Source organism: Burkholderia sp. AU31652, from assembly GCF_002223155.1.
GTDB lineage: Bacteria > Pseudomonadota > Gammaproteobacteria > Burkholderiales > Burkholderiaceae > Burkholderia.
This window is the reverse complement of record NZ_NKFG01000005.1, coordinates 157,178-178,409: the sequence shown is the minus strand read 5'-3', so window position 1 is coordinate 178,409 and position 21,232 is coordinate 157,178. Positions and strand designations below refer to the sequence as shown.

Here is a 21,232-nt window from a genome sequence, read left to right as displayed (position 1 = left end):
TTAGCCGGATCGCGTACCGGTGGCTTGTACGATCTTGCGCCCTGGCGCCGACGCATCCTCGTCGGGCATCGCACGCGAGGTTGTCGCCGTCTCCTCCTCGCCCTTGCGCTCGACACTCCACGTATGGATCGGCCGATGCCCCGGCCGCTCCCACTCGGGCGGCATCCACAGGTGTTTCAGCCGCTGCAGGGCGGGCCCGGGTGCGAGCACGTCACGCCACATGTCGACGAATTCGTGCAGGTTCAGCACCAGGAAGTTATACGAACGAATCTGCCGCGTGATCCCGTAGTCAACGGGCTCCGTTTCCTCGACATACGTGCCGAACAGGCGATCGAAGATGATCAGCACGCCGCCGTAGTTCCGGTCGATGTAACGCGGATTGCGGCCATGATGCGCGCGATGGCTCGACGGCGTATCGAACACGTACTCGAACCAGCGCGGCAGCCGCCCGATCGCTTCGGTATGCACGAAGTACTGGTACGCGAGATCGACCGCAAGCAGGAACAGCACGACGGCCGGCGGGATGCCGAGCCACACCGGCGGCAGGTAGAACACGAACACGCCGACGAACGCGTTCAGCAGCGACTGCCGCATCGCCGTCGTGAAGTTCATCACTTCGCCGCTGTGATGTGGCACGTGCGCGGCCCAGAACCAGCGCACGCGATGCGACGTGCGATGAAACCAGTAGTAGCAGAACTCCACGACGACGAAGATCGGCACGATCGTGAAGCCGTTCACCGGCACGTCGAACAGCCGGTGCCGGTAGACCCACGCGAAGATCGCGCCCGTGAACAGGAGCCCCATCACGGTCTCGGCCACCTGATAGCCGGCGCCGAGCGACAGGTTCGCGACGATCTCCTTCCAGCGAAACGGCTCGCGGCGGCCGCGCCCGGTCATCACCGCATATTCGATTGCGAACGCGATCAGGAAGACCGGCGTCATGCCGATCAGGAGCACCTGCTTCCAGTCCACGTCGTTACCCAGGAACGCATGGAGCCACGTCATCAACTCGGTCGGCATGTTCGCGGCCTCGATCAAGAACTGACCGGCAGTATGGTCGCGCGCGGGTCGCCACGCGTTGACACTTGCCGACGATTACTTGACACTTTCCGCCATGCCCGCCGCCTCCCCGCTATCGACGCAGCGCGTCTACTACTCGAGCACCTACGTGCGGCTGCTGTTCGACTATCTGTCCGAGCAGGGCAAGGATGCCGCGCGCGTGCTCGGCGAGGCGCGGCCGCCCGAGGACGATCGCGGGCTCACGCTGTATGCGAGCGCTCACTGGCGGCGCCTGCTCGAATGCGCGGTGCGCGCGCTCGACGATCCGCTGCTCGGCCTGCACGTCGGCCAGCGAATCACGCCCGCCCATCTCGGTGCGCTCGGCTATGCGCTCCATGCGTGCCGCGATGCCGGCGCCGCACTCGCGCGCTGGCAGCAATACGAACACCTGATCGCGAACGTCGCGCGCATGGAGGTGCGGGTCGAGGCGACGTCGGTCGCGATCGAATGGCACGACGCGCCCGAGCCGCTCGGCCCGCTCGTCGACGAAGTGGCGCTGACGGCCATCGTCCAGTTCGCACGCAACATCACCGGCACGCATCACGGGCCCGACGAGGTCTGCTTCGTGCATCCGTCGCCCGGCGACGAGCAACCGTACATCGACTATTTCGGCTGCCCGGTGCGATTCGGCCAGCCGGTGAACCGCCTCGCGTTCCCGCTGCATCTGCTCATGCAGCCGCTGCGCCAGCCGGATGACGCACTGCTGCAGATGATGGAACGCCAGGCGAGCGCGCTGCTTGCCGAGTTGCGGCAGACGGACGATCTCGAACAGTCGGTGCGCGAAGCCGTCGCGCGCCTGCTGACGCAGGGCGAAGCGAGCCTCGAACAGATCGCCGCGGACCTGCATGTGTCGTCGCGCACGCTGCATCGACGGCTTGCCGAACTCGGGCTCAACTTCCGGATACTGCGCGAGGACACGCGGCGGCGGCTCGCGATCGACCACCTGAACGATCCGCGGCTGACGCTTGCGGAAGTCGCCTGGTTGCTCGGCTATTCGGAACACAGCGCCTTTACGCGCGCCTTCCGGCGCTGGACCGGCGAATCGCCGCAGCAGTGGCGCAGCCGGCAACCGGCGCGGGCAGCGAACGTCGCGCGCGGCTGAGCGCGGCGCGCAAGCGTGCCGCCGACGAACTCGCGTCCGCCCGCGCGGTCGAACGAGCATCGCCGGAGAATCCCATGAAACGCGTTGCCCCTGTTGCTCTCCTGACCCTGCTGGCCGCCGTCAGTTTGCCGGCCGCCGCCGGTGCGCCGTCCGGCAGCGCCGAACCGGCGCCCGTTCAAGTGCACGCAAAAAACTGCGTGCCGTCCCGCGACGCCACGCCCGACGCGCGCTCGCCGTCAAAGGCGCCGCCGATCCGCGTATGCGTCAGCGATGCCAATACGCAACTGAACCTGCCGTGGTTCCTGACCGATGTGCTCACCGCGGTGGACACGCATCAATCGGGCGGTGATTTGCTGCGCAAGATGCGCAACGATTTCTGAAGCGCTGCCCGCGCGACGCGCCGGCACCGTATCGTTCACTCATCTCCTGACGCCTGCAGCACCTGCACGAACGTGCCGACCATGCCGGCCCATATCGCGGGATCGGCAATGCTGCACAGCAGCGCGAGCAACTCCTTTCGTTCACCTTTCGAAAGCGGGCCACGTTCACCGCTGATGGTGTTGTAGCGCGGCGTGCCGCGCGCAGCGAGCGCGCGGTTGAGCGAGTAGTTGCTGGCTTTCCCGTTCACGGCAATCTGGATCCACAGCGAACCGCCATCGGCCGCGGCTGCGCCATCGGTCACGATGACCGTGGGCGCGGTATTTTCTTCCATCCCGAAGCTCCGGCGAGACGTGCGACCGTAGCGCGCGGCGACCGATCACAGGCCGTCGGCAGGTCGACGAAGACAGCATCCCGAAAGAATGTTTCTTGTCGAGACACAATGACAAAACTACACCAATAGTTGAATAACAATATTTCGTAATCTCTCATCACATCTTATACTTGCCGCGCACCATCCTCGTGCCAAGAGACGGTGTTTTTTTGTCCCGGCCGCAAGACCATGCGGCCGGGGTTTTTTCGGTGTGCTACGTCTATGTACAGGTGCTGCATGCACATGTTCATAAAGGCAAGCCTCCGGGATAATTGGCCGATTGCGCCGGGTCCGCCGCACATTCCCGTCGCGACCGTAGCATCGATCGCATTGCGATCCCGGCACGCACCGCGCATGGCCCGAACCCGGCATGACGCATGCGCCGGGGGTGTATCGACCGGTTCGACTCGCCTCTCCATACACACAACACCCAAGGCGACCGCGGGAATGTCAGCGTTCACGCCAGGCTCGAAGGCCGTTTTCCAGCGCAGCGGCGCATGGCCGCGGGTCGCCTTTTTCGCCGCCGTAATCGTTTGCGTGCTCGTGCCGGCATTCGCGATCGCGCTTGCCGACCGCTACGCGCGCGATACCGTCACCGAGCATGAACGCGTCATCGCGAACGACATCGTGGCCTCGGTGGATCGCATCCTGGACGGTGCGCGCCTGCGGCATGTGGACGAACTGACCGCGCTCGTCGGGCGGCCATGCCCGGCGGTATTCCGGACGCTCGCCGAGATCGGCACACGCCTGCGCTATCTGCGCGCCGTCGCGCTGGTGCACGAGGGCCGCGTCATGTGCTCGTCGGCGCTGGGGGCGATCGACCTGCCGCTCGGCGCATATACCCACGAGCCGGAACCGGGCTCGACGCTCGTCACGCTGCTGCGCCAGACGCCGTTCCAGCAAGGCATCCCGGTGCTGCCCGTGTTTTACGCGACCGCACCCGGCGCAGGGGTGCTCTACCTGATCGAAGGCGACTACGTGGCCGACGCGCTCGCGCATGGCGCCCGCTACGGGACGGAAACCGCGACGCTGTCGATCGCGGGTTCGGGCCATCTCGACCAGCACGGGAAATTCACGCCGGAGTCGGCCACGGAGCCGGTCGTTGGAAGCACGATCGTGTCACCCCGCTGGCCGTTCACGGTGCGGGTTGCCGCATCCACGCACTATGCGTCGCAGGTCCGGCAGCACTATCGGCTGATCGCCATCACGATCGTGCTGCTGGCGGACGGCCTCGTGATGGCGGCCTACCTGCTCGCGATGGCGCCGCGCCGGCTGCTGCTGAAGGCCGTGCGCAACGCGCTCAGGCGCGACGAGCTCCATGTCGTGTACCAGCCGATCGTCGATGTGGAGACGCGCAGGACCGTCGGCGTCGAGGCGCTGTTGCGCTGGCAGCACCCCAAGTGGGGGGCCATCAGCCCGGCCGTGTTCATCCCGCAGGTCGAATCGAGCGCGGTGCTGCCGAAAGTGACCGAATTCGTGCTGCGGACAGCCGTGGCGGAACTGTCCGCGCTGACGCCGTGCGCGCCGCTGCGCATCGCCGTCAACATCGCGCCGAAGGATCTCGAGCGCACGGGGTTCGTGTCCGTCGTCGAGGAGGCGATCCGCGCGCTGCCGCCGGGCTTTACGCTGGTGCTCGAAGTCACCGAGCGCATCCTGCTCGAGAAGAATGCGCGCACCACCGCGATGTTCCATGCGCTGCGAGCGAAAGGCGCGAAGTTCGCGATCGACGATTTCGGCACGCATCACAGCAATCTCGACTTGCTGTCACGCTTTCCGTTCGACTACGTGAAGATCGATCGCCAGTTCGTCTCGCAACTGAACGGCGGCAGTGCCGGGTTGATCGAAGGGATCGCGTCCGTGGCGCATCACTACGACCTGAAGATCATCGCGGAAGGCGTGGAAACGGAAGCGCAGCATCGCGCGCTGCATACGGTCGGGATTCAGTATGCGCAGGGGTATCTGTATCAGCGGCCGCAGCGGCTGGAGCATTTGAAACAGGATTTTGCGTGGGTAGCGGTGTAGCGGCGTAGTCGCATGCACGATCCCGCCTGACTGACGCCGGCTCGACGCCGACCGGCACCCGCGTGCCGCCCGTGCGAGCGCGGCCACGCTCAGACATGCTCCCGCAGGTAGCGGATGCACTTCATCCGCAAACTCAACCGGTCTGCCAGCGCATCCCGTGGCGCGCCCGTCCCCGTCGATTCAGCGTCGTCGACCGGGCGGGCCGCCTTCGCGATCTGAAGGGAAGCATGACCTATCCAGACACGATCGCGCCAATCGCATTTCGCACGATGGATAACCAGCCAGCCTTGCAGCGATTCGACGAGTTGAAACGACGACAGCCACTCGTGCGTCTTCCGTTGCGTCACGAGTTGCAATACAACGAGGAAATAGAGCAGATCCACGTACTTCGTCGTGACACGCATGGTTCGCCCTTGGGTTGTCGATGCTCGCGAGCGCGTCGTCGTCAGCTCATCCCTGGACGCTGAGCGCCTTCTCCAGCGCGGCAATCAACTTGAACGCATCGTCGCGTCCGATCAGAAAACCGCGGCTGGTGTACTCGCATCCGAACGCATAGAAGCTCGGCAGCAGCGTCACCATGTCCGTCTGCCGATCGAGATCGACCTGGCATTTGGTCAGCGGGAAAAACGGCGGCGCCTCGGCCGGCATGGTGTACATGATGCCCTCCTAGTACATTTTGCGCGGCGGCAACATGCGCTTCGCGCGCAAGCGCTGTCTGGCCACGGCGCTCGCCTTTTTCCGCTTGCGTTCCGTCGTGGGCTTTTCATAGCCCGTGCGACTGCGCAACTCCCGAATCAGCCCGGTTTTCTCGATATCGCGCCGAAATCGTCGCAGCGCGACATCGATCGGTTCGTTGACCTTCAGCGTAACGGTTGTCATGGTGATCCTGTTTTCGAATGGTTGAACGGCACACTAGCCGAGTCGTGTCATGACGGCACTCGCGATCTCGTCGGACTCGAACTCCGAATATCCGGCTCCGATCGACAACGCGCGTACCGCCACGAACATTTGCAGTTCCTGCTGATGGCACCGCGCCGAATCGCCGATTCCGGTGGGCAGGACGGCGTCGGTCCTGATGACCTCATGCCGCCTGATCAGGCCGAGCAGTTCATCGATGATCATTTCGTCCTCCGAATTGACAACACATCGCGTTGCCTTGGCGGTTTGCCTCAAGGCGTGCCGGAAAAGAAGCCTTGTTTGTCGCGATTGTCGTCGATGATGTTTTCCGCGTAGCGCAGCGAAGCACGACGTGCATCGCCCGCACTGCCGAACGGGGCGTTGTCGCGCAACCTGAAAGTCTGGCTGTGCGTCAGCGTATCGCCGCGCAGGCAAATCTTGACTGCCGCATCGAAACCGGCATCGTAGTTGTGCGGGCTGCCATCCAGCGCCGGCGCGTGAGGGTAAATCAGTGGATAGATCTCGAATCCACGGTAGATATGCATGCTCATGACAAGCTCCTGGCGTCCGGCCGCGACGAATCGCACGGGCGAACAGGGCCGGCCAGCATCCCCGTTACGGGGCGGGCCAGTGAGGTGAAAGGGACAACGTTGCAGCGCGGAGGCGGGGCGATGCAGCAAACGGGTAGGTGGAGGAGCGAGCGACCGGCTTACCAGGGTCGATCGGATGAACCCATCATACGCGCATCATTTGCCGAGCGCCCAACTTATTCCGGATGACGCACAAAACCCATGGACGCGCCGCAGGTGCACGATGTCGGGTTGCGAGGTGTCGCGCGGAGCGCGTCGCCTGGTCCCGACGAAGACGGTCGCGATCGGGCCGGCGTCGCCAGAATCGCTCTCCTGGCGACGCAGCCGGTTGCCGCCTCTCGACTGACGGAATGATCCGGATCGCTATTGCGGAGCCGGCGTGCGCTTTTTCGGACCCGATTGCGTATCCAGGGCCGGCTTCGGCGGCACCCAGTTCAGTGCCGTGCCGAGCTTGGGCAGCACCACGGCCGGCTTGACGCGCGGCGGCGCCTTGTTGCTGCGTGACTGACTTCGGGTCATGCGATTCTCCTGCTGCGCGGTGTACACGATCCGATGAGCGCTGCTCGTCCGATCGTGTACATGCTACGAAAGCGGTTGGCGCGCAGGTGTGCACGCGGGCTCGACATCCCGATGCGCAACGGCTGGCCCTGCCGGGCCTGCATCGGCACACGTGGCGCCCGCGACGGCGGCACGTAGCGCAAGAAGCGGCGATTGCGCGCCGCTCCGTGAACGAGGCGGACAGCTCCGGGCGATTACAGCGGGGTGATGTTCGATGCCTGCAGGCCTTTGGGGCCGCTCTTCGTTTCGTAGCTGACTTTCTGGCCTTCGGCGAGGGTCTTGAAGCCGTCGCCGCGAATCTCGGAGAAGTGCGCGAACAGATCGTCGCCGCCCTTGTCGGGCGTGATGAAGCCGAAGCCCTTGCCATCGTTGAACCACTTGACGGTACCGGTATCCATGTTAGATCTCCTGAAAATGAACGTGCGTAACGCACCCTGACGGGTTCGGGAAAGAATCAAGGAGGGGGAGGACAACGAATACCGCAGGCTACGGTCGATGATGAGCAGCAATCGCGCTTCTTGAATACTTCACCGACCGACAGTACGTGCCATCACAGAGCGTGTCAAGCGCTTTCGGCGCAAGGGCGGACTGCGCCGCCGCCGTCCGGGCGTCACCGATCGACGATCCGACGGGACGCGCATTCGTCGACCACGGCCATCCCTGCGGCGACATCAGAGGGTGGCCAGCAAACACAGTTGATGCTCGGTCTCGGTTCCATTGATCAGCGCAAAGAACCCGGTCTCCCGACGCTCGACCACCGAAAGGCCCTCGGCGGCGGAGAAGACGTTCCACGCAACGTCATCGACATGCGCGAACCCTCCACGCGCGCGCGCGAACGCGCGCAACATCGGGCTCGCTTCGCGGCGGAGCACCAGGCGGTCCGCATTCAATACATAGGGGGGCCAGCCGGCACGAAGGACGAGGTAGCAGGGAATGGAGCTGCGATCGATTTTCATGGGGACGCCGTTTCGTCCGGATCCGGTTCGTGCAAGCCAGGGCACTGCCTGCTTCAAAGTCGACGACACATCCACCATGCCGACCCGGGGCATCGATGCCCCCGCACGCCCCAACGCCCGGACGATGTCACGCCTGAATACGAGGACTGTTCCATGGAACCGGCGACAAGGCTAGCCCCACTATACGCGCTGCCGCCGTCGCGCACACCTTCGCGGCGACCCGGCAGGAAGGAACCCGTGCGATTCAGTTTGTCATGGTTCCGATTCGATCCGGCCCCTCAAACGACTCGCGCGCGACAACCTGAAGCTACGGCGACGGCATGCCCTGCGGGGTGTCAACCGTGACGCGGCTCACGGACGCGTAGAACACGCGAAACCACACCCAACAAGCCACAAAGGCACTGCCAAGAACAACAATCGCCATCATTCCGGACAACACGCCCGCCCCCAGCATGCCGCCAAGCAACTGCACCGCCAAATAGAACACCACCGACGTGGATGCCATCGCCGCGAGCGACGCGCCCAGCAGACGCCAGCCGTGCAGTCGCACGAGGTCGCGAGGCAGGCCGAGTCGCGTTCCCGCAAAGACCAATGCCGCGGGAACGGCAACCGCGCCAACGTAGCCGAACATCATGCGCGCGAGGTCATCGTCAAAATAGTCGAGCAACATCGGCACCGTCGTCGTCATCAAGAGCAGACATACGCTGGCGAACAGCCACGCCGCGAGCCCGGCAACGGGCCGCGCCGCGCGACCTCGCGGCGCCTCGGGGAGCGCATCGTGGCGAAACATGCGCGTGACGAGCCGCCATGTGAACCAGGCTACGAGCGCATAAAGGGCAGCGCTCACCGGCGCGATGAGGTTCACGATGACCGTCAGATGGGTGCCATTTCTGGCCAGACTCAGCAGCACCACCTGGACGATGAATATCTGTGCGATCTGCCAGACCAGCAGGCATAACGCATAGCTCGCGAGCAGCCTCGCGGGGCGACGGAACGCAAGCTGATCGCGATGCTCCCCGTGCCATCGGACAATCAGATAAACCAGGCCCGTTCGAAATACCAGGTTCTGGATGAAACTGGCCAGTTGCAACGCCAGCATCTGCGTGTCCATCGAGAACCTCGTCCACTGCGCGTAGAGGCCGGACAGAAACAGCGCCGTGATGATGAACGCTGCGACGAGTGCGGCGGCACCGGGTAACGAGACGGGCCGAGTGGGTGAATTCATGTGGACTCCGGGGTCGATGAAGTTGTCAGTTGTACGGCGCCGGACCTGCCGGCCTGTTCTTGAGAAACCGGCGCTGCGTATCGTCAGGGTGTCGCGCACTTTATGCCGGGTTGCAGTCAGGTCTGATCGATCTGCGCGACCGTATCCAACCTCAAACGGGATGCGACGTCTGCTGGTGGGTCAGTCTCATGAGGCCTTGTCCGCCGATCCCGAAAGCGGCAGCCCCGTCGCGGGATCGAGATCCCTGGCTTTCGCCATCTTGTTGATGAGTTCGTCCGAAGGCTTCAGCGGCGGTGTCGCCGCATGCCGATCCTATTTCCATTGGAATGTGCCGTCCCATGGGGGATGCTTTGCGGGTGGCAGTGGAACGATCTGGTCGATGTCGGGAACCTGCGGGTGACGGCCATCGCGCGCGTAACGAAACAAGCTGTCAGCTTGTGGATCGAGTGGCGGCAAGGTGTCCGCTTGATGCGTGCAGGTGAATACCAGATTGGCGCGCCCGGCACTCGTGTCGGGCAATGACGTCGCCAAGGGCTCCCGTTTCGTGCACGCACACGACAGAACAGCCAACACGACAACCCAGAGGTGTCGGTTCATGGCTCAATCGCGACCACCAGACAGTGCGCAACCATGGCGTCTCTCTCAGAATGATATTGTTCTTGATCGGCGATTCTACGAATGATGATTCCGTGGCGTCAATCGGACGCCATTCAAATCATCGAACGCCTGGATTTGCCGCTCGTATTCGTGCATGCCGCCAGCGATCCCACTGCCGCACCACGACGTCCGGAGTGCTTTCAATGCGCACCGCCCTGCTGCTCCGCGCACCCCGTTCACACCTGTACCCCGGCAGCATCGTCACGCTCGACCACGACGCGCCGCGCTCCGGAAAGCCGCACCCGGCCGTGGTCGAGTTCGCCGATGGATCAGGCGCGACCGCGACGCTCGTGCGCATCGATGGCGAAGCGCTCGAACTCGCCGTCGACGCATACGTGACGCAAAAACGGCACGCGGTAGCGGCGCGACGCTGGTTGCTCAAACCTTCCGGTACAGCGCGCACCGAATGGCGCGTCGCGCAACGGCTCGCCGTTGCCTGATTCCGCGCGGGACGGCGGGCACTCACCGAATGCACACCGGGGGCGAGCGAGACGCGCACAATGTCGTGCATGCCATTCCGGCAAGCCCCCCGCCCAAGCGCTAAAATCCGCCGCCTGGGCATCCACCACGAGCAAGCGTTTTGACGGCGTTCGAGCAGGGTTTCATCCTCACCCGCCACTGGCGGGACACCGCATCCGGCATCGAGATCGAGTTCTGGCTGGCAACCGAACACGGTCCGCGCCGCGTACGGTTGCGCCCGCAGGAAGCCGTCGCGTTCATTCCGGCCGAACAGCAGGCGCTCGCCGAACGCGCGCTGGCCGGCGAGCGCGAGGCCGAGTTGCGCCCGCTCGCGCTGCGCGACTTCCGGCAGCGTCCGGTCGTCGGCCTCTATTGCAAGCGCTATCGCCATCTGTCCGGGCTACAGAAGCGTCTCGCGGCAGCCGGCGTCGACGTCTACGAAGCCGACGTGCAGCCGCCCGACCGCTACGCGATGGAGCGCTTCATCACCGCGTGCGTGCAGTTTCGCGGGCAGCCCTGCCCCGACGGCACGCTGGCCAGCGCCGAGCTGAAAACCGCCGACGGCTATCGCCCGGCGCTGCGCTGCGTGTCGCTCGACATCGAAACCAGCGTGCACGGCGAGCTGTATTCGATCGCGCTCGAAGGCTGCGGGCAACGGCAGGTCTACATGCTCGGCCCGCCGAACGGAGGCGACAGCGACGCAGCAAACGCCGTCGACTTCAACCTCGACTACTGCGACAGCCGGCCCGCGATGCTCGCGCGGCTCAACGAATGGTTCGACGAACACGATCCCGATGCGGTGATCGGCTGGAACCTCGTGCAGTTCGACCTGCGCATCCTGCATGCCCATTCGGAGCAATACGGCGTCCCGCTGAAACTCGGCCGCGGCGGCAGCGTGCTCGACTGGCGCGCGCACGGCCAGCAGCCCGATCACTTCTTCGCGGGCGCGGCCGGCCGGCTGATCCTCGACGGCATCGACATGCTGAAATCCGCGACGTGGACGTTCCCGTCGTTCAGCCTCGAATACGTGTCGCAGGCGCTGCTCGGCGAAGGCAAGTCGATCGACAACCCGTACCAGCGGATGGACGAGATCCAGCGCCGCTTCGATCACGACAAGCCGGCGCTCGCGCGCTACAACCTGAAGGACTGCGAGCTCGTCACGCGCATCTTCGACAAGGCCGACCTGCTGTCCTTCGCGCTCGAACGCGCGAGCGTGACCGGTCTCGCGGCCGATCGCACCGGCGGGTCGGTCGCGGCCTTCACGCATCTGTACCTGCCGCGCATGCACCGGCTCGGCTATGTCGCGCCGAACCTCGGCGACGTGTCGGGGCAGAACAGCCCCGGCGGCTTCGTGATGGATTCGCGCCCCGGGCTGTACGACTCGGTGCTCGTGTTCGACTACAAGAGCCTCTATCCGTCGATCATCCGCACGTTCCTGATCGATCCGGTCGGGCTGATCGAGGGGCTCGCGAATCCCGGCGACGACGCGTCGGTACCCGGCTTTCTCGGCGCACGCTTCTCGCGTACCGCGCACTGCCTGCCCGATATCGTGCGCCGCGTATGGGAAGGCCGCGACGACGCGAAGCGGCAGCGCAATGCGCCGCTGTCGCAGGCGCTGAAGATCATCATGAATTCGTTCTACGGCGTGCTAGGCTCGACGGGCTGCCGCTTCTTCGATCCGCGCCTCGCGTCGTCGATCACGATGCGCGGCCACGAGATCATGCACCGCACGCGCGAGCTGATCGAAACGCAGGGTTACGAAGTGATCTACGGCGATACCGATTCGACGTTCGTGTGGCTCGGCCGCGCGCACGATGACGACGAAGCCGGCACCAAGGGCCGCGCACTCGTCGAGCACGTGAACCGCTGGTGGCGAACGCACCTGCGCGAAACTTTCGGGCTCGAGAGCGCGCTGGAGCTGCAATACGAGCGGCACTACCGCCGCTTCCTGATGCCGACCGTGCGCGGCGCGGAAGAAGGCAGCAAGAAGCGCTACGCGGGGCTCGCGGCGGCGGCCGACGGTGGCGAGGACCTCGTCTTCAAGGGGCTCGAAACGGTGCGCACCGACTGGACGCCGCTCGCGCAGCAGTTCCAGCGCGAGTTGTACCGGCGCGTGTTCAGCCGCGAGCCGTACCAGGATTTCATCCGCGACACCGTGCGGCGCACGCTGGCCGGCGAATTCGACGACCAGCTCGTCTACCGCAAGCGCGTGCGCCGGCCGCTGCGCGAGTACGAACGCAACGTGCCGCCGCACGTGCGCGCGGCGCGGATCGCCGACGAGTTCAACCAGGCACAGGGCCGGCCGCTGCAGTATCAGCGCGGCGGCTGGATCAGCTACGTGATGACGACGGCCGGCCCCGAGCCGCTCGAAACGATGCGTTCGCCGATCGACTATGCGTTCTACCTGAGCCGCCAGTTGCAGCCCGTGGCCGACGCGATCCTGCCGTTCCTGCGCGACGACTTCGAGCGCGTGATCTCCGGGCAGGGGCAGTTGTTCCTGGAGTAGCCGCGCCACGTCGGGCAAGGAAGACACGGCGGGCCGGTTAAAATACCGCGCTGCTGCGCGTCCTGCCGCAGCCGAAGGAGATTCATCATGACCGCACGTCGCGGAACAGCGGTCGCCATCGCGCCCGGCCACGAGGCAGCCAGCCTGTCGAACGCCCAGAAAGCATTCAATACGCTCGTCCAGCAGATCGAGAAGCGGCGCGAGCGGCTCGGCGCGTGGGAAGCCGCGATGCCGGCCTTCCAGAAGAAATTCGTCGACGAGCTGTTGCCGCTCGAGCAGACGTCGACCGCGCTGCGGATCCGGTTGCTCAATCAGCTCGACGACGCGTATCTGCAGAAGGGATTGAGCAAGGCGGAACAGCACACCCTGTCCGGGATGATCGCCAGCATGGCGCGCGACTTGCTCGACTTCAGCGACGACGCGCAGTTGAAGGCCATCCACGCCCGGCACGGCGCCGCCGATCACGGCAGCAACGCAGCAGCCGAGCCGGAACCGGAGCCGAAGTCGGAATCGACGCCCGGGGTGACGAAGGAAGACGATCTCGACGCGCTGTCGCCCGAGGAGCTCATGGCACGCATGCAGGCCGAACTGGACGCGCAGTTCGAGCGGGACATGGCCCAGCACGCGGCCCGCGAGGCACAGCGCGCCAAGCGCAAGAAAGCGCCCCGCCAATCGGCCGCGCTGGCGAAGCGCGAAGCCGAGCAGGCCGAAGCGAGCCGGTCGATCCGCGAGGTCTACCGGAAGCTGGCGAGCGCGCTGCACCCCGATCGCGAAACCGATCCCCAGGAACAGGAACGCAAGACCGTGCTGATGCAGCGGGTCAACCACGCTTACGCGAACGGCAAGCTCCTGCAACTGCTGGAGCTGCAACTGGAGATCGAACAGATCGACCGGCACGCGATCAACGGCCTCGGCGAGGATCGGCTCGCGCGCTACAACGGCATCCTGGAAGATCAGCTTCGCGAGCTGGACCAGGAGATCCAGGACGTCGAGACCGGTTTCCGGCGGACTTACGGGATCGCGCCGTCGGTCAAGGTCGCGCCCGATACCATCATGCGCATGCTCACGCGCGACATCGCGGGCACGCACCGCAGCATCCACGACCTGAACCTGACGCTGCGCGAGTTCGACGATCCGGCGAACGTCAAGGAATGGCTGAAGGACATGAAGCGCCAGCGGGCTTTTCCGCGTTTCGACGACTAGCCGTGCCCGGCAGGCATGCGTCTGCCCGCCGGGCATCGCGTGCATAGCCGGTCTGACGGAACGGCGGCGTGCCCCGCATCGATCGGCATTCCACGCGAATCAACCCACCCAGAACCGGGCACCAAGGACGCCGTATTTCCCCCACTGTCACGGATTCAGGAACACTGTTGGACAGGAATCGGCATTTATCCGGCCGATCCGGGTTCCTAAACTTGTCTCGTCGGTTCAGCCAGCCGCCATCGCGCCGAACCGCAACGAAACCGTCTGAGGAAACCGTGAAATCCATCATCGTCACCATCGCCACCGTCGCCGCTACCGCCACCGCCCTCCTCGCCGCACCGGCCGTGTCGTACGCGCAGTCGTCGCACTCGACGCTCACGCGTGCACAGGTGCGCCAGGAATTGTTCGACCTCGAATCGGTCGGCTACGAGCCGATCGCCGCTGATGGCGACAACTATCCAGGTGACATCGTCGCCGCGCAGGAACGCCTGGCGGCCAAGCGGCTGGCCGAGCGCAAGAGCGCCGAAGCGGCCTACGGGTCGAACGGTGTGCCCGGCACGGATTCAGGCGCGCCGGCGGTTGCGGTGGTGAAGCCGTAACGTAACGCCGCTTCTCCGCACGGCCACGCATCGACGCAGGCGAGCGGCCCGACACCCGGCCGCCGCACTGCGCCGCGCTCGCCCGCTCGGGCGAACCGCCGCCTCCCTTCACGCCCGATGCCCCGAGATCGGCCCCGCTTCGCCGGTCAGGTTGAAGATGCTGTCGATCCACGCCAGAAACGTCGAGAACGTGAAATCCGACCCCTGCTGCGTGCGGAATGCCTTCATCACCGGCGTCTCAGCCGGGTCCTGCTGGTTCAGCAGGTTGTCGACGAAGGTGCCGATATTCGCGTCGATGCCGTGCTCGTGGATCCCCGACCCGGTGAAGCTGACCGCCGTCACCTGATGGTTGGCGATGAAGTCGTTGCGTGCCCACGGCATGAAATAGCCGAAGTTCGGCAACGGGTTCAGCGTCTGCTTCAGCCCGTCCAGCTCCTGCTCGAACATCGCGAGCGACAGTGAATCCTTCGTCGCGTCGTCGGGCGCCGCGATCACGGCCGGCACGAACGCGCGATAGTGATACGCGGCGATGATCTTGTCGCGCTGGTAGCTCGAGAAGCCGAAGCGGTCGTGCGGGAATGTCGCCGACAGCGCCGCATACGCGCTGCCCATGTTGCCCGGATCGAAATGGCGGGTCAGCCGGCTGTTCACGGTGATCATCCCGTCGGGGCCCGTCATCCCCCACTCGGTGCGCACGCGGTCGTACAGGCCGACCGACGGATGCGTGGCCGCGTCCGCATCGAACGGCGTGTTGAAGACCGTGCCGGCGTCGTCGAGCAGCGAGCTATGCGCCTGCGGCTGCAGCGTATTGCGCAGCGTCGCGTAGTTCGCGAGCGTGCCGTAGCCGCCCGCGCTCATCCCGTACACGAGCAGCCGGTTCGGCTTGCCGAAGCCGTGCGACGTCAGCCACTGCGCGACGGCCTGGATGTTCTTCAGCCCGCTGTAGTGCTGCAATCGCCAGTCGCCGCTCGGCGACGTGTAGTTGCGCACCGCGCTGCCCATGTGGATATCTCCGGTGCAATAGGGCACGAAAACCTGTGTCCACTGCTGCGTCTCGACCTTCGGTTCGCCGACGAGAATATGCGCGAGATCCATCCGCGTGAGCAGCGGCGACAGGAACGACGACAACAGGCTCTGGTTCGCGGTGCCGTTCATGTAGTTGTGCGGGATGCCGTCCGGGTTGAAGCCGCCGAGGCCGGCCTCGGCGCCGGTCGACGTCTGCGTGCAGGTGCCGTAGTCCCAGCACGCGCCGCCCGGCTCCATCATGTACAGCAGGTTGTCCGACTGCGCGCGATTGACGTAGAAGCGCATCGGCGTGCCATTGCCGCACGATGCACCGGTGCTCTCCGGCAACGTCACTTCGTACCACGAATAATACGGAATCGCCGGATCCGGCATCGTCGTATCGGCGGCGTGACCGTTCAGTGCCGCGCAACCGAGCAGCGTGGCAACGGCCGCGCGCAGCAAGCTTCGTGCTGTGGACATCTCCCCTCCTTGTCGATGGACATGACGCGGCCGCCGGGCTTCGCCTCGGCGTCGCGGATTCGGCGCTCAGTGCACGCCGGACGATGAAGCGCCGTCGAACAGCTGGACCCGCAACGCCTGCAGGCGCTGCGCGATTGCGGCTTGTTGCTGGTCGGGATCGGGAATGCTCGCCTGAACCTGCCGGACGACGTCGCGGCTCTGCTGTTCGTACGAGAGATAGCGCGGGTCCTGCGCCGGCGACGGGCCGACCGTCTGCCGCGCATAGGCGTCCCATTGCGCTCGCATCGACCGGATCGCCGCGCCGCGCGTCGCGGGATCGGCTTCGGTATCGGTGAGCAGCGCCGCGCTCAGCGCCTCGGCCTGCACCGGCACGATCTCGTTGCGCGCGACATGGTCGGGGAGTTCGTCGAGAATCCGGTGCGCGAGCGCGGCGCGCTCGGCTTGCGGCATGCTGTTGCGGCGATTCCCATACGCGGCAACCTCGTCGCGAAAGCGCGCGAACGCGACGATGCGCTGCACTTCGGCATCCGCGTCGGGGCGCCTCGCGAGGCTGCGGCGCAGCGCGTCGACGTCGAGCCGCCGCTCCTCGGGGCCGGGCGCCGCAGCACCGCTGCCGAACGTATCGGCTGTGGCTGGCTGCGCGCTCGCCATCGTGGTCGCTGCTGTGCCGGACGACGCGGCTTGCGCCGGTGTCGCCGCTTCATATCGCCAGACTGCAACGACGACCACGCCGATCGCCGCGATCGCGCCCGTGTGCCGCCAGAGTGCCCTGTTCTTCTTCACGTCGCCTCCTCGTCACGTCATGCCGTTCTTCGCCGGTGCATCCGCGAGTAGGTTCTAGGTCGAATCCGGCATCCCGTCAAAAGCGGCACTAGAACGCCGGCACTAAACCTGCTCGCAGCGGCCACGTCCCGCCAGACGTTTGAAACGCATTACGTGGTCGCTCGACCAAGCGCGCCATGTCGCGCGTCACGCCCGTCCGGCGGCGGTTCGGGCCGATACGTACCGTGTGCGCCGCGACACCAAGCAAGCGGCGATCCAGCCGCACGGCGCGCGGTGGTCACACATCGGCGTGACCGATACGGATGGCCGGATAAGACCCGTCGAACGACCCGCTGAGCGCTTGGTCGTGATTTTGGCCAGTCCTATGCTGGTTTCCGACACGCGCCGAACGGTCGGCGCGACGCCCACCCCACCCAGCCGAGCCCGTTCCATGAGCCGTGCAGACCTTCCGCATCGCGCACCCGCCGCCGTCCACGACTATCCGACCTATCGCGACGCGCTCGCGGGCCGCCGGCTACCTGCCGCCTTCGTCGACCTCGACTGCCTCGACGCGAACCTCGCCGACCTGAAGCGCCGCGCACGCGGCCTGCCGATCCGGCTTGCGACGAAGTCGGTGCGCTCGCGCGACCTGATCGGCGCGGTGCTCGCCGCGGGCCCATTCATGCAGGGGCTGCTGTGCTACTCGGCCGCGGAAGCCGCGTGGCTCGCGGACGGCGGGTTCGACGACATCGTCGTCGCGTATCCCGCCGTCGAGCCCGACGACCTGCGCGCGGTCGCCGCACAGCTCCGGCGCGGCCGCTCGATCACGCTGATGGTCGACGCCGCCGCGCAGGTCGACGCGATCGACCGCATCGCCCACGACGAGCGCGTGACGATCCCGCTCGCGATCGATCTCGACATGTCGTCCGCGTATCCGGGCCTGTACTTCGGCATGTACCGCTCGCCGGTGCGCGACGCGGCCGGCGCACTCGCGCTCGCGAACCACATCGGCGAGCGACAGCACGTGCGGCTCGACGGGCTGATGGGCTACGAAGGACAGATCGCCGGCGTGGCCGACACGGCGCCTGGCAGCGCCGCCCGCAACGCGCTGGTGCGGCACCTGAAGCGCCGCTCGGCGCGCGAGATCAACGCGCGCCGCCAGGCGGCCGTGCAGGCGCTCGCGGCCGCCGGCCACGCGCTGCGCTTCGTGAACGGCGGCGGCACCGGCAGTATCGAGAGCACGCTCGGCGACGCGTCGGTCACCGAGCTTGCGGCCGGCTCCGGCCTCTACGCGCCCGCGCTGTTCGATCACTACGCGGCGTTTCATGCGCAGCCGGCCGCCGGCTTCGCGCTGCCGGTCGTGCGGATTCCGCAGCCGGGCATCGTGACCTGTTCGGGCGGCGGCTATGTCGCATCGGGCCCGGCCGGCAAGAGCCGCCTGCCGCGGCCGTGGCTGCCGGCCGGCTGCACACTGATCGACAACGAAGGCGCGGGCGAGGTGCAGACGCCCGTGCGCGTGCCGCGCGGCGTCGCACCGGCGATCGGCGATCCGATCCTGTTCCGACACGCGAAGGCCGGTGAACTGTGCGAGCGCTTCAACACGCTGCTGCTGATCCGCGGCGGCCGCGTGGTCGGCGAGGCGCTCACTTATCGCGGCGAAGGCAAGAGCTTTTTCTAGCGGGCCGCGCGGCCCGTCGTTCAAAACCGGTCAACCCGTTCAATCCATTCAAACGACAACCACGGAGACAAAGCCATGTGGCGCAACTGGTCGGGATATGTCTGCAGTCCTGATGCAACCGTGTCGACGCCTGCGTCGCCCGCCGGGCTCGCGGCCGTGCTGCGCGACGCGGCGGCCGCCGGCGCCACCGTGCGCGCGGCCGGTGCCGGTCATTCGTTCTCGCCGCTCGTGCAGACCGACGACGTGATCCTGTCGCTCGACGCGATGCAGGGCGTGATCGACGTCGACCGCGACCGGCGCGTCGCGCGCGTGCAGGCCGGCACGCGGCTGTGGGCGCTGGGCCCGGCGCTCGCCGCGCACGGCCTCGCGATGGAGAACCTCGGCGACATCAACGTGCAGTCGATCGCCGGCGCGACCAGCACCGGCACGCACGGCACCGGCATCACGCTCGGCAACCTGTCGACGCAGATCGACAGCCTGACCTTCATGTGCGCGGACGGCAGCGAGATCCGCGCGAGCGCCGACACGCATCCCGACCTGTTCGCCGGCGGCCGGATCGGGCTCGGCGCGCTCGGCGTGCTGACGGAGATCGGCCTGCGCCTCGTGCCCGCGTTCAAGCTGCGCCTCGAGCGCGGCGGGATGCAGCTCGACGACTGCCTCGCGCAAGCGGATGCGCTGATCGCGAAGCATCGCTCGTTCGAGTTCTACTGGTTCCCGCATACGGACACCGTGCTGACCAAGGCGTGGGACATGACCGACGAGCCGGCCGACGCGGTGCACTGGGCAAGCCGCGCATCCGAGTCGTTCCTCGAGAACACGGTGTTCGGCGCGCTGTGCGGGCTCGGCCGGCGCGTGCCGTCGCTGTGCCCGGCGCTGAGCCGGCTGTGCGCATCGACGGTGTCGGCCGGCCGCCACGTGGATGCGAGCTACGCGATGCTGTCGACGGTGCGCCGCGTGCGCTTCAACGAAATGGAGTGGTCGGTGCCGGCCGAACGCGGCGCCGATGCGCTGCGCGAGATCCGCGCGTTCATCGCGCGCCGCAGCTTCCCGCTGATGTTCCCGCTCGAATACCGCTGGGTGCGCGGCGACGATATCTGGCTGAGCCCGGACTACGGCCGCGACAGCGTGCGCATCTCGGTGCACCAGTATCGCGGGATGCCGTTCGACGCGTACTTCTCGGGCGTGCAGGCGATCTGCCGCAATCACGGCGGGCGGCCGCACTGGGGCAAGGTGCATGCGATGAAGGCCGCCGAGCTGGCGGCGTGCTATCCGCACTGGGACGATTTCCTCGCATTGCGCGAACGGATGGACCCGCACGGCCGCTTCCTGACGCCGTACCTGCGCACGCTGTTCGGCCTGCCGCAACGCGCAAGCGCCAGTGCGAGCGCAGCCTCAGCCGCTCGCGCCACGCCGGCCCGCCGAGGGACACACCCGATGCCTGAAACGGCCGGCATCGTACAAGATCGGCCGCGATCCAACCAGGAGGCCTCGTGAGCACCGCCACCCTGCATGCCGCCGCACAGTCGCGCCCCGATCCGTCGACCGGCGCCGTCGTCCGCCTTGCGTTCGCGTTCGCCGCGGCCACCAACGGCCTGATCCTGTCGCCGTTCCTCGTCGCGGCCGTGATGACGCGCTTCCGGCTCGACGAAGGCACCGCGACCGCGCTCGTCAGCGCCGAGATCCTCGGCATCGCGATCAGTTGCGCGCTGCTGTCGCACCGGATCGCGCGCGCCGCGCGGCCGTTCACGCTGGCCGGCCTGGTCGGCACGATCGCCGGGCAGGCGCTCAGCGCGGTCGCGCCCGGCATCGTGTCCGCGGCGCTCGCGCGCGGGATGACGGGGCTGTTCGAAGGGATGCTGTTCGTCGTCGTCGCGTCCGGCGTGTCGCAGCGCGCGTCGACCGACCGCCTGTGGGGTCAAATCAACCTGCTCGCGGGCGTCATCAACGGCGGCATCCTCGTGCTGATCTCCGCGTTGCCGGCCACCTGGCTCGGGCGCGGGGTGTTCGCGCTGCTGGCGGCCGTCGTCGCCGTGCTGGCGCCCGCGATCCGCGGCATCGACGCATTCGCGAGCGCCCCCGCGCAGACCCACGTGCGCGCCGGCACGCTGCCGTGGCGGCCGGTGATCGCGATCTGGGTCGTGACCGCGCTCATCTACGGCGTGCAGGCGTCGCAATGGGCGATCGCCGGCTTCGTCGGCGAGCGTGCCGGGCTGTCGCCGACGACGATCGGCGTGCTGCTGTCGGTGTCGTCGCTGCTCGGCTTCGTCGGCGCGGCGATTCCGTCGCATCCGGCCAGCCACAAGCACCGCCTCGCGCTGATCTGGGCCGCGCAGCTCGCGATGATCGCGTCGATCGAATGGTTCTTCAGCGCGCGCGGCGGCAGCGCGTACTTCCTGAGCCAGTTCGTGCTGAACAGCGCGTTCTTCGTGATCGTGCCGTTCCTCACCGGGATACTGTCCGACGTCGACCCGGACGGCTCGCTGGTCGCGCGCACGCTCGTCGTCACGTTCTTCGCGGCCGGCATCGGCACCGCGCTGTCGGGCGCGCTGCTCGGCCGCTTCGGCGGCGCGCGCGTCGCCCACGTGCTGTGCGTGGCCGTGCTGGCCGCCACCCCGTTCGTGCGGCTCGCGCTGCGCCGCGCGGCGCCCGGTGCGGTGGCAAGCGCGTCGCCGTCGCCCTGACCGCAGTGCGACATGGCGTGGCCGCGACGCACCACGCGAATG

The 21,232-nt window shown here is 66.6% G+C and carries 23 protein-coding genes and 1 pseudogene; 10 read left to right on the top strand and 14 right to left on the bottom strand.

Features of this window, described 5'->3' with window-relative positions; genetic code table 11:
- Positions 1-1,020, bottom strand: coding sequence for a sterol desaturase family protein (locus CFB40_RS18290; RefSeq protein ID WP_089431976.1), 1,020 nt, complete (start codon positions 1,018-1,020; stop codon positions 1-3).
- 94 nt (positions 1,021-1,114) lie between these two features.
- Here CFB40_RS18290 and CFB40_RS18285 point away from each other — a divergent pair, with 94 nt between their 5' ends.
- Complete coding sequence (locus tag CFB40_RS18285; protein ID WP_089431975.1) at positions 1,115-2,161, top strand: AraC family transcriptional regulator; 1,047 nt, start codon at positions 1,115-1,117, stop codon at positions 2,159-2,161.
- 74 nt (positions 2,162-2,235) lie between these two features.
- Entirely contained in the window at positions 2,236-2,541 is a 306-nt protein-coding gene (locus CFB40_RS18280; protein ID WP_089429198.1) for a hypothetical protein, read from the top strand.
- A 35-nt stretch (positions 2,542-2,576) separates the two neighbouring features.
- Here the strand turns inward: CFB40_RS18280 and CFB40_RS18275 are convergent, their stop codons facing one another.
- Positions 2,577-2,873, bottom strand: a complete 297-nt coding sequence (locus CFB40_RS18275) for a hypothetical protein (RefSeq protein WP_089431974.1) — start codon at positions 2,871-2,873, stop codon at positions 2,577-2,579.
- Positions 2,874-3,359: 486 nt separating this feature from the next.
- On the opposite strand from CFB40_RS18275, the gene CFB40_RS18270 reads away from it, so the two are divergent.
- The gene (locus tag CFB40_RS18270; protein ID WP_179255288.1) at positions 3,360-4,934 is read left to right on the top strand and encodes an EAL domain-containing protein; all 1,575 of its coding nucleotides are present in this window, start codon (positions 3,360-3,362) and stop codon (positions 4,932-4,934) included.
- Between the two features lie 89 nt (positions 4,935-5,023).
- Here the strand turns inward: CFB40_RS18270 and CFB40_RS18265 are convergent, their stop codons facing one another.
- The 10 genes and pseudogenes from CFB40_RS18265 to CFB40_RS39120 all read right to left on the bottom strand — a co-directional run.
- Positions 5,024-5,317: a hypothetical protein gene (locus tag CFB40_RS18265; protein WP_143329858.1), complete on the bottom strand. Its 294-nt coding sequence runs from the start codon at positions 5,315-5,317 to the stop codon at positions 5,024-5,026.
- Between the two features lie 67 nt (positions 5,318-5,384).
- Positions 5,385-5,591 (bottom strand): hypothetical protein, encoded by a 207-nt coding sequence (locus CFB40_RS18260; RefSeq protein ID WP_089428587.1) that lies wholly within the window; start codon positions 5,589-5,591, stop codon positions 5,385-5,387.
- 9 nt (positions 5,592-5,600) lie between these two features.
- Positions 5,601-5,813 (bottom strand): 30S ribosomal protein S21, encoded by a 213-nt coding sequence (rpsU, locus tag CFB40_RS18255; protein WP_006754722.1) that lies wholly within the window; start codon positions 5,811-5,813, stop codon positions 5,601-5,603.
- A gap of 33 nt (positions 5,814-5,846) precedes the next feature.
- A complete protein-coding gene (locus CFB40_RS18250; protein ID WP_089428588.1) occupies positions 5,847-6,056 on the bottom strand; it encodes a hypothetical protein in 210 nt (69 codons plus the stop codon).
- A 47-nt stretch (positions 6,057-6,103) separates the two neighbouring features.
- Positions 6,104-6,382: a hypothetical protein gene (locus CFB40_RS18245; protein ID WP_089428589.1), complete on the bottom strand. Its 279-nt coding sequence runs from the start codon at positions 6,380-6,382 to the stop codon at positions 6,104-6,106.
- Between the two features lie 402 nt (positions 6,383-6,784).
- Complete coding sequence (locus CFB40_RS38685) at positions 6,785-6,940, bottom strand: hypothetical protein (RefSeq protein WP_174975490.1); 156 nt, start codon at positions 6,938-6,940, stop codon at positions 6,785-6,787.
- 233 nt (positions 6,941-7,173) lie between these two features.
- Complete coding sequence (locus CFB40_RS18235) at positions 7,174-7,377, bottom strand: cold-shock protein (RefSeq protein WP_089428591.1); 204 nt, start codon at positions 7,375-7,377, stop codon at positions 7,174-7,176.
- A 273-nt stretch (positions 7,378-7,650) separates the two neighbouring features.
- Positions 7,651-7,935, bottom strand: a complete 285-nt coding sequence (locus CFB40_RS18230) for a hypothetical protein (RefSeq protein ID WP_089429199.1) — start codon at positions 7,933-7,935, stop codon at positions 7,651-7,653.
- A 307-nt stretch (positions 7,936-8,242) separates the two neighbouring features.
- Positions 8,243-9,160: a hypothetical protein gene (locus CFB40_RS18225; RefSeq protein WP_089431972.1), complete on the bottom strand. Its 918-nt coding sequence runs from the start codon at positions 9,158-9,160 to the stop codon at positions 8,243-8,245.
- 116 nt (positions 9,161-9,276) lie between these two features.
- A pseudogene (locus CFB40_RS39120) lies at positions 9,277-9,568 on the bottom strand (DUF6396 domain-containing protein); the annotation flags it as partial.
- Positions 9,569-9,960: 392 nt separating this feature from the next.
- Here CFB40_RS39120 and CFB40_RS18215 point away from each other — a divergent pair.
- From CFB40_RS18215 to CFB40_RS18200, 4 genes are all read left to right on the top strand, one after another.
- Positions 9,961-10,257, top strand: a complete 297-nt coding sequence (locus CFB40_RS18215; RefSeq protein WP_089431971.1) for a hypothetical protein — start codon at positions 9,961-9,963, stop codon at positions 10,255-10,257.
- 140 nt (positions 10,258-10,397) lie between these two features.
- Positions 10,398-12,782 (top strand): DNA polymerase II, encoded by a 2,385-nt coding sequence (locus CFB40_RS18210; protein ID WP_089431970.1) that lies wholly within the window; start codon positions 10,398-10,400, stop codon positions 12,780-12,782.
- Between the two features lie 87 nt (positions 12,783-12,869).
- Complete coding sequence (locus tag CFB40_RS18205) at positions 12,870-13,985, top strand: J domain-containing protein (RefSeq protein ID WP_089431969.1); 1,116 nt, start codon at positions 12,870-12,872, stop codon at positions 13,983-13,985.
- Between the two features lie 275 nt (positions 13,986-14,260).
- Complete coding sequence (locus CFB40_RS18200; RefSeq protein WP_089428596.1) at positions 14,261-14,584, top strand: DUF4148 domain-containing protein; 324 nt, start codon at positions 14,261-14,263, stop codon at positions 14,582-14,584.
- A gap of 108 nt (positions 14,585-14,692) precedes the next feature.
- On the opposite strand, the gene CFB40_RS18195 is transcribed toward CFB40_RS18200, so the two are convergent.
- Both CFB40_RS18195 and plcR read right to left on the bottom strand, forming a co-directional pair.
- Positions 14,693-16,069 carry a pectin acetylesterase-family hydrolase gene (locus CFB40_RS18195; RefSeq protein ID WP_089428597.1) on the bottom strand — a complete coding sequence of 459 codons (1,377 nt, stop codon included), beginning with the start codon at positions 16,067-16,069 and terminating at the stop codon, positions 14,693-14,695.
- Positions 16,070-16,135: 66 nt separating this feature from the next.
- On the bottom strand, positions 16,136-16,852 hold the full coding sequence (gene plcR, locus CFB40_RS18190) for a phospholipase C accessory protein PlcR (RefSeq protein ID WP_089431968.1): 717 nt from the start codon (positions 16,850-16,852) through the stop codon (positions 16,136-16,138).
- 430 nt (positions 16,853-17,282) lie between these two features.
- Here plcR and CFB40_RS18185 point away from each other — a divergent pair, with 430 nt between their 5' ends.
- From CFB40_RS18185 to CFB40_RS18175, 3 genes are all read left to right on the top strand, one after another.
- Entirely contained in the window at positions 17,283-18,509 is a 1,227-nt protein-coding gene (locus CFB40_RS18185; RefSeq protein ID WP_089431967.1) for an amino acid deaminase/aldolase, read from the top strand.
- A 75-nt stretch (positions 18,510-18,584) separates the two neighbouring features.
- Positions 18,585-20,003: a D-arabinono-1,4-lactone oxidase gene (locus CFB40_RS18180; protein ID WP_089431966.1), complete on the top strand. Its 1,419-nt coding sequence runs from the start codon at positions 18,585-18,587 to the stop codon at positions 20,001-20,003.
- Positions 20,000-21,190, top strand: coding sequence for an MFS transporter (locus CFB40_RS18175; RefSeq protein ID WP_089431965.1), 1,191 nt, complete (start codon positions 20,000-20,002; stop codon positions 21,188-21,190). Before CFB40_RS18180 ends, CFB40_RS18175 begins: the two co-directional genes overlap by 4 nt.
- Positions 21,191-21,232: the final 42 nt, after the last annotated feature.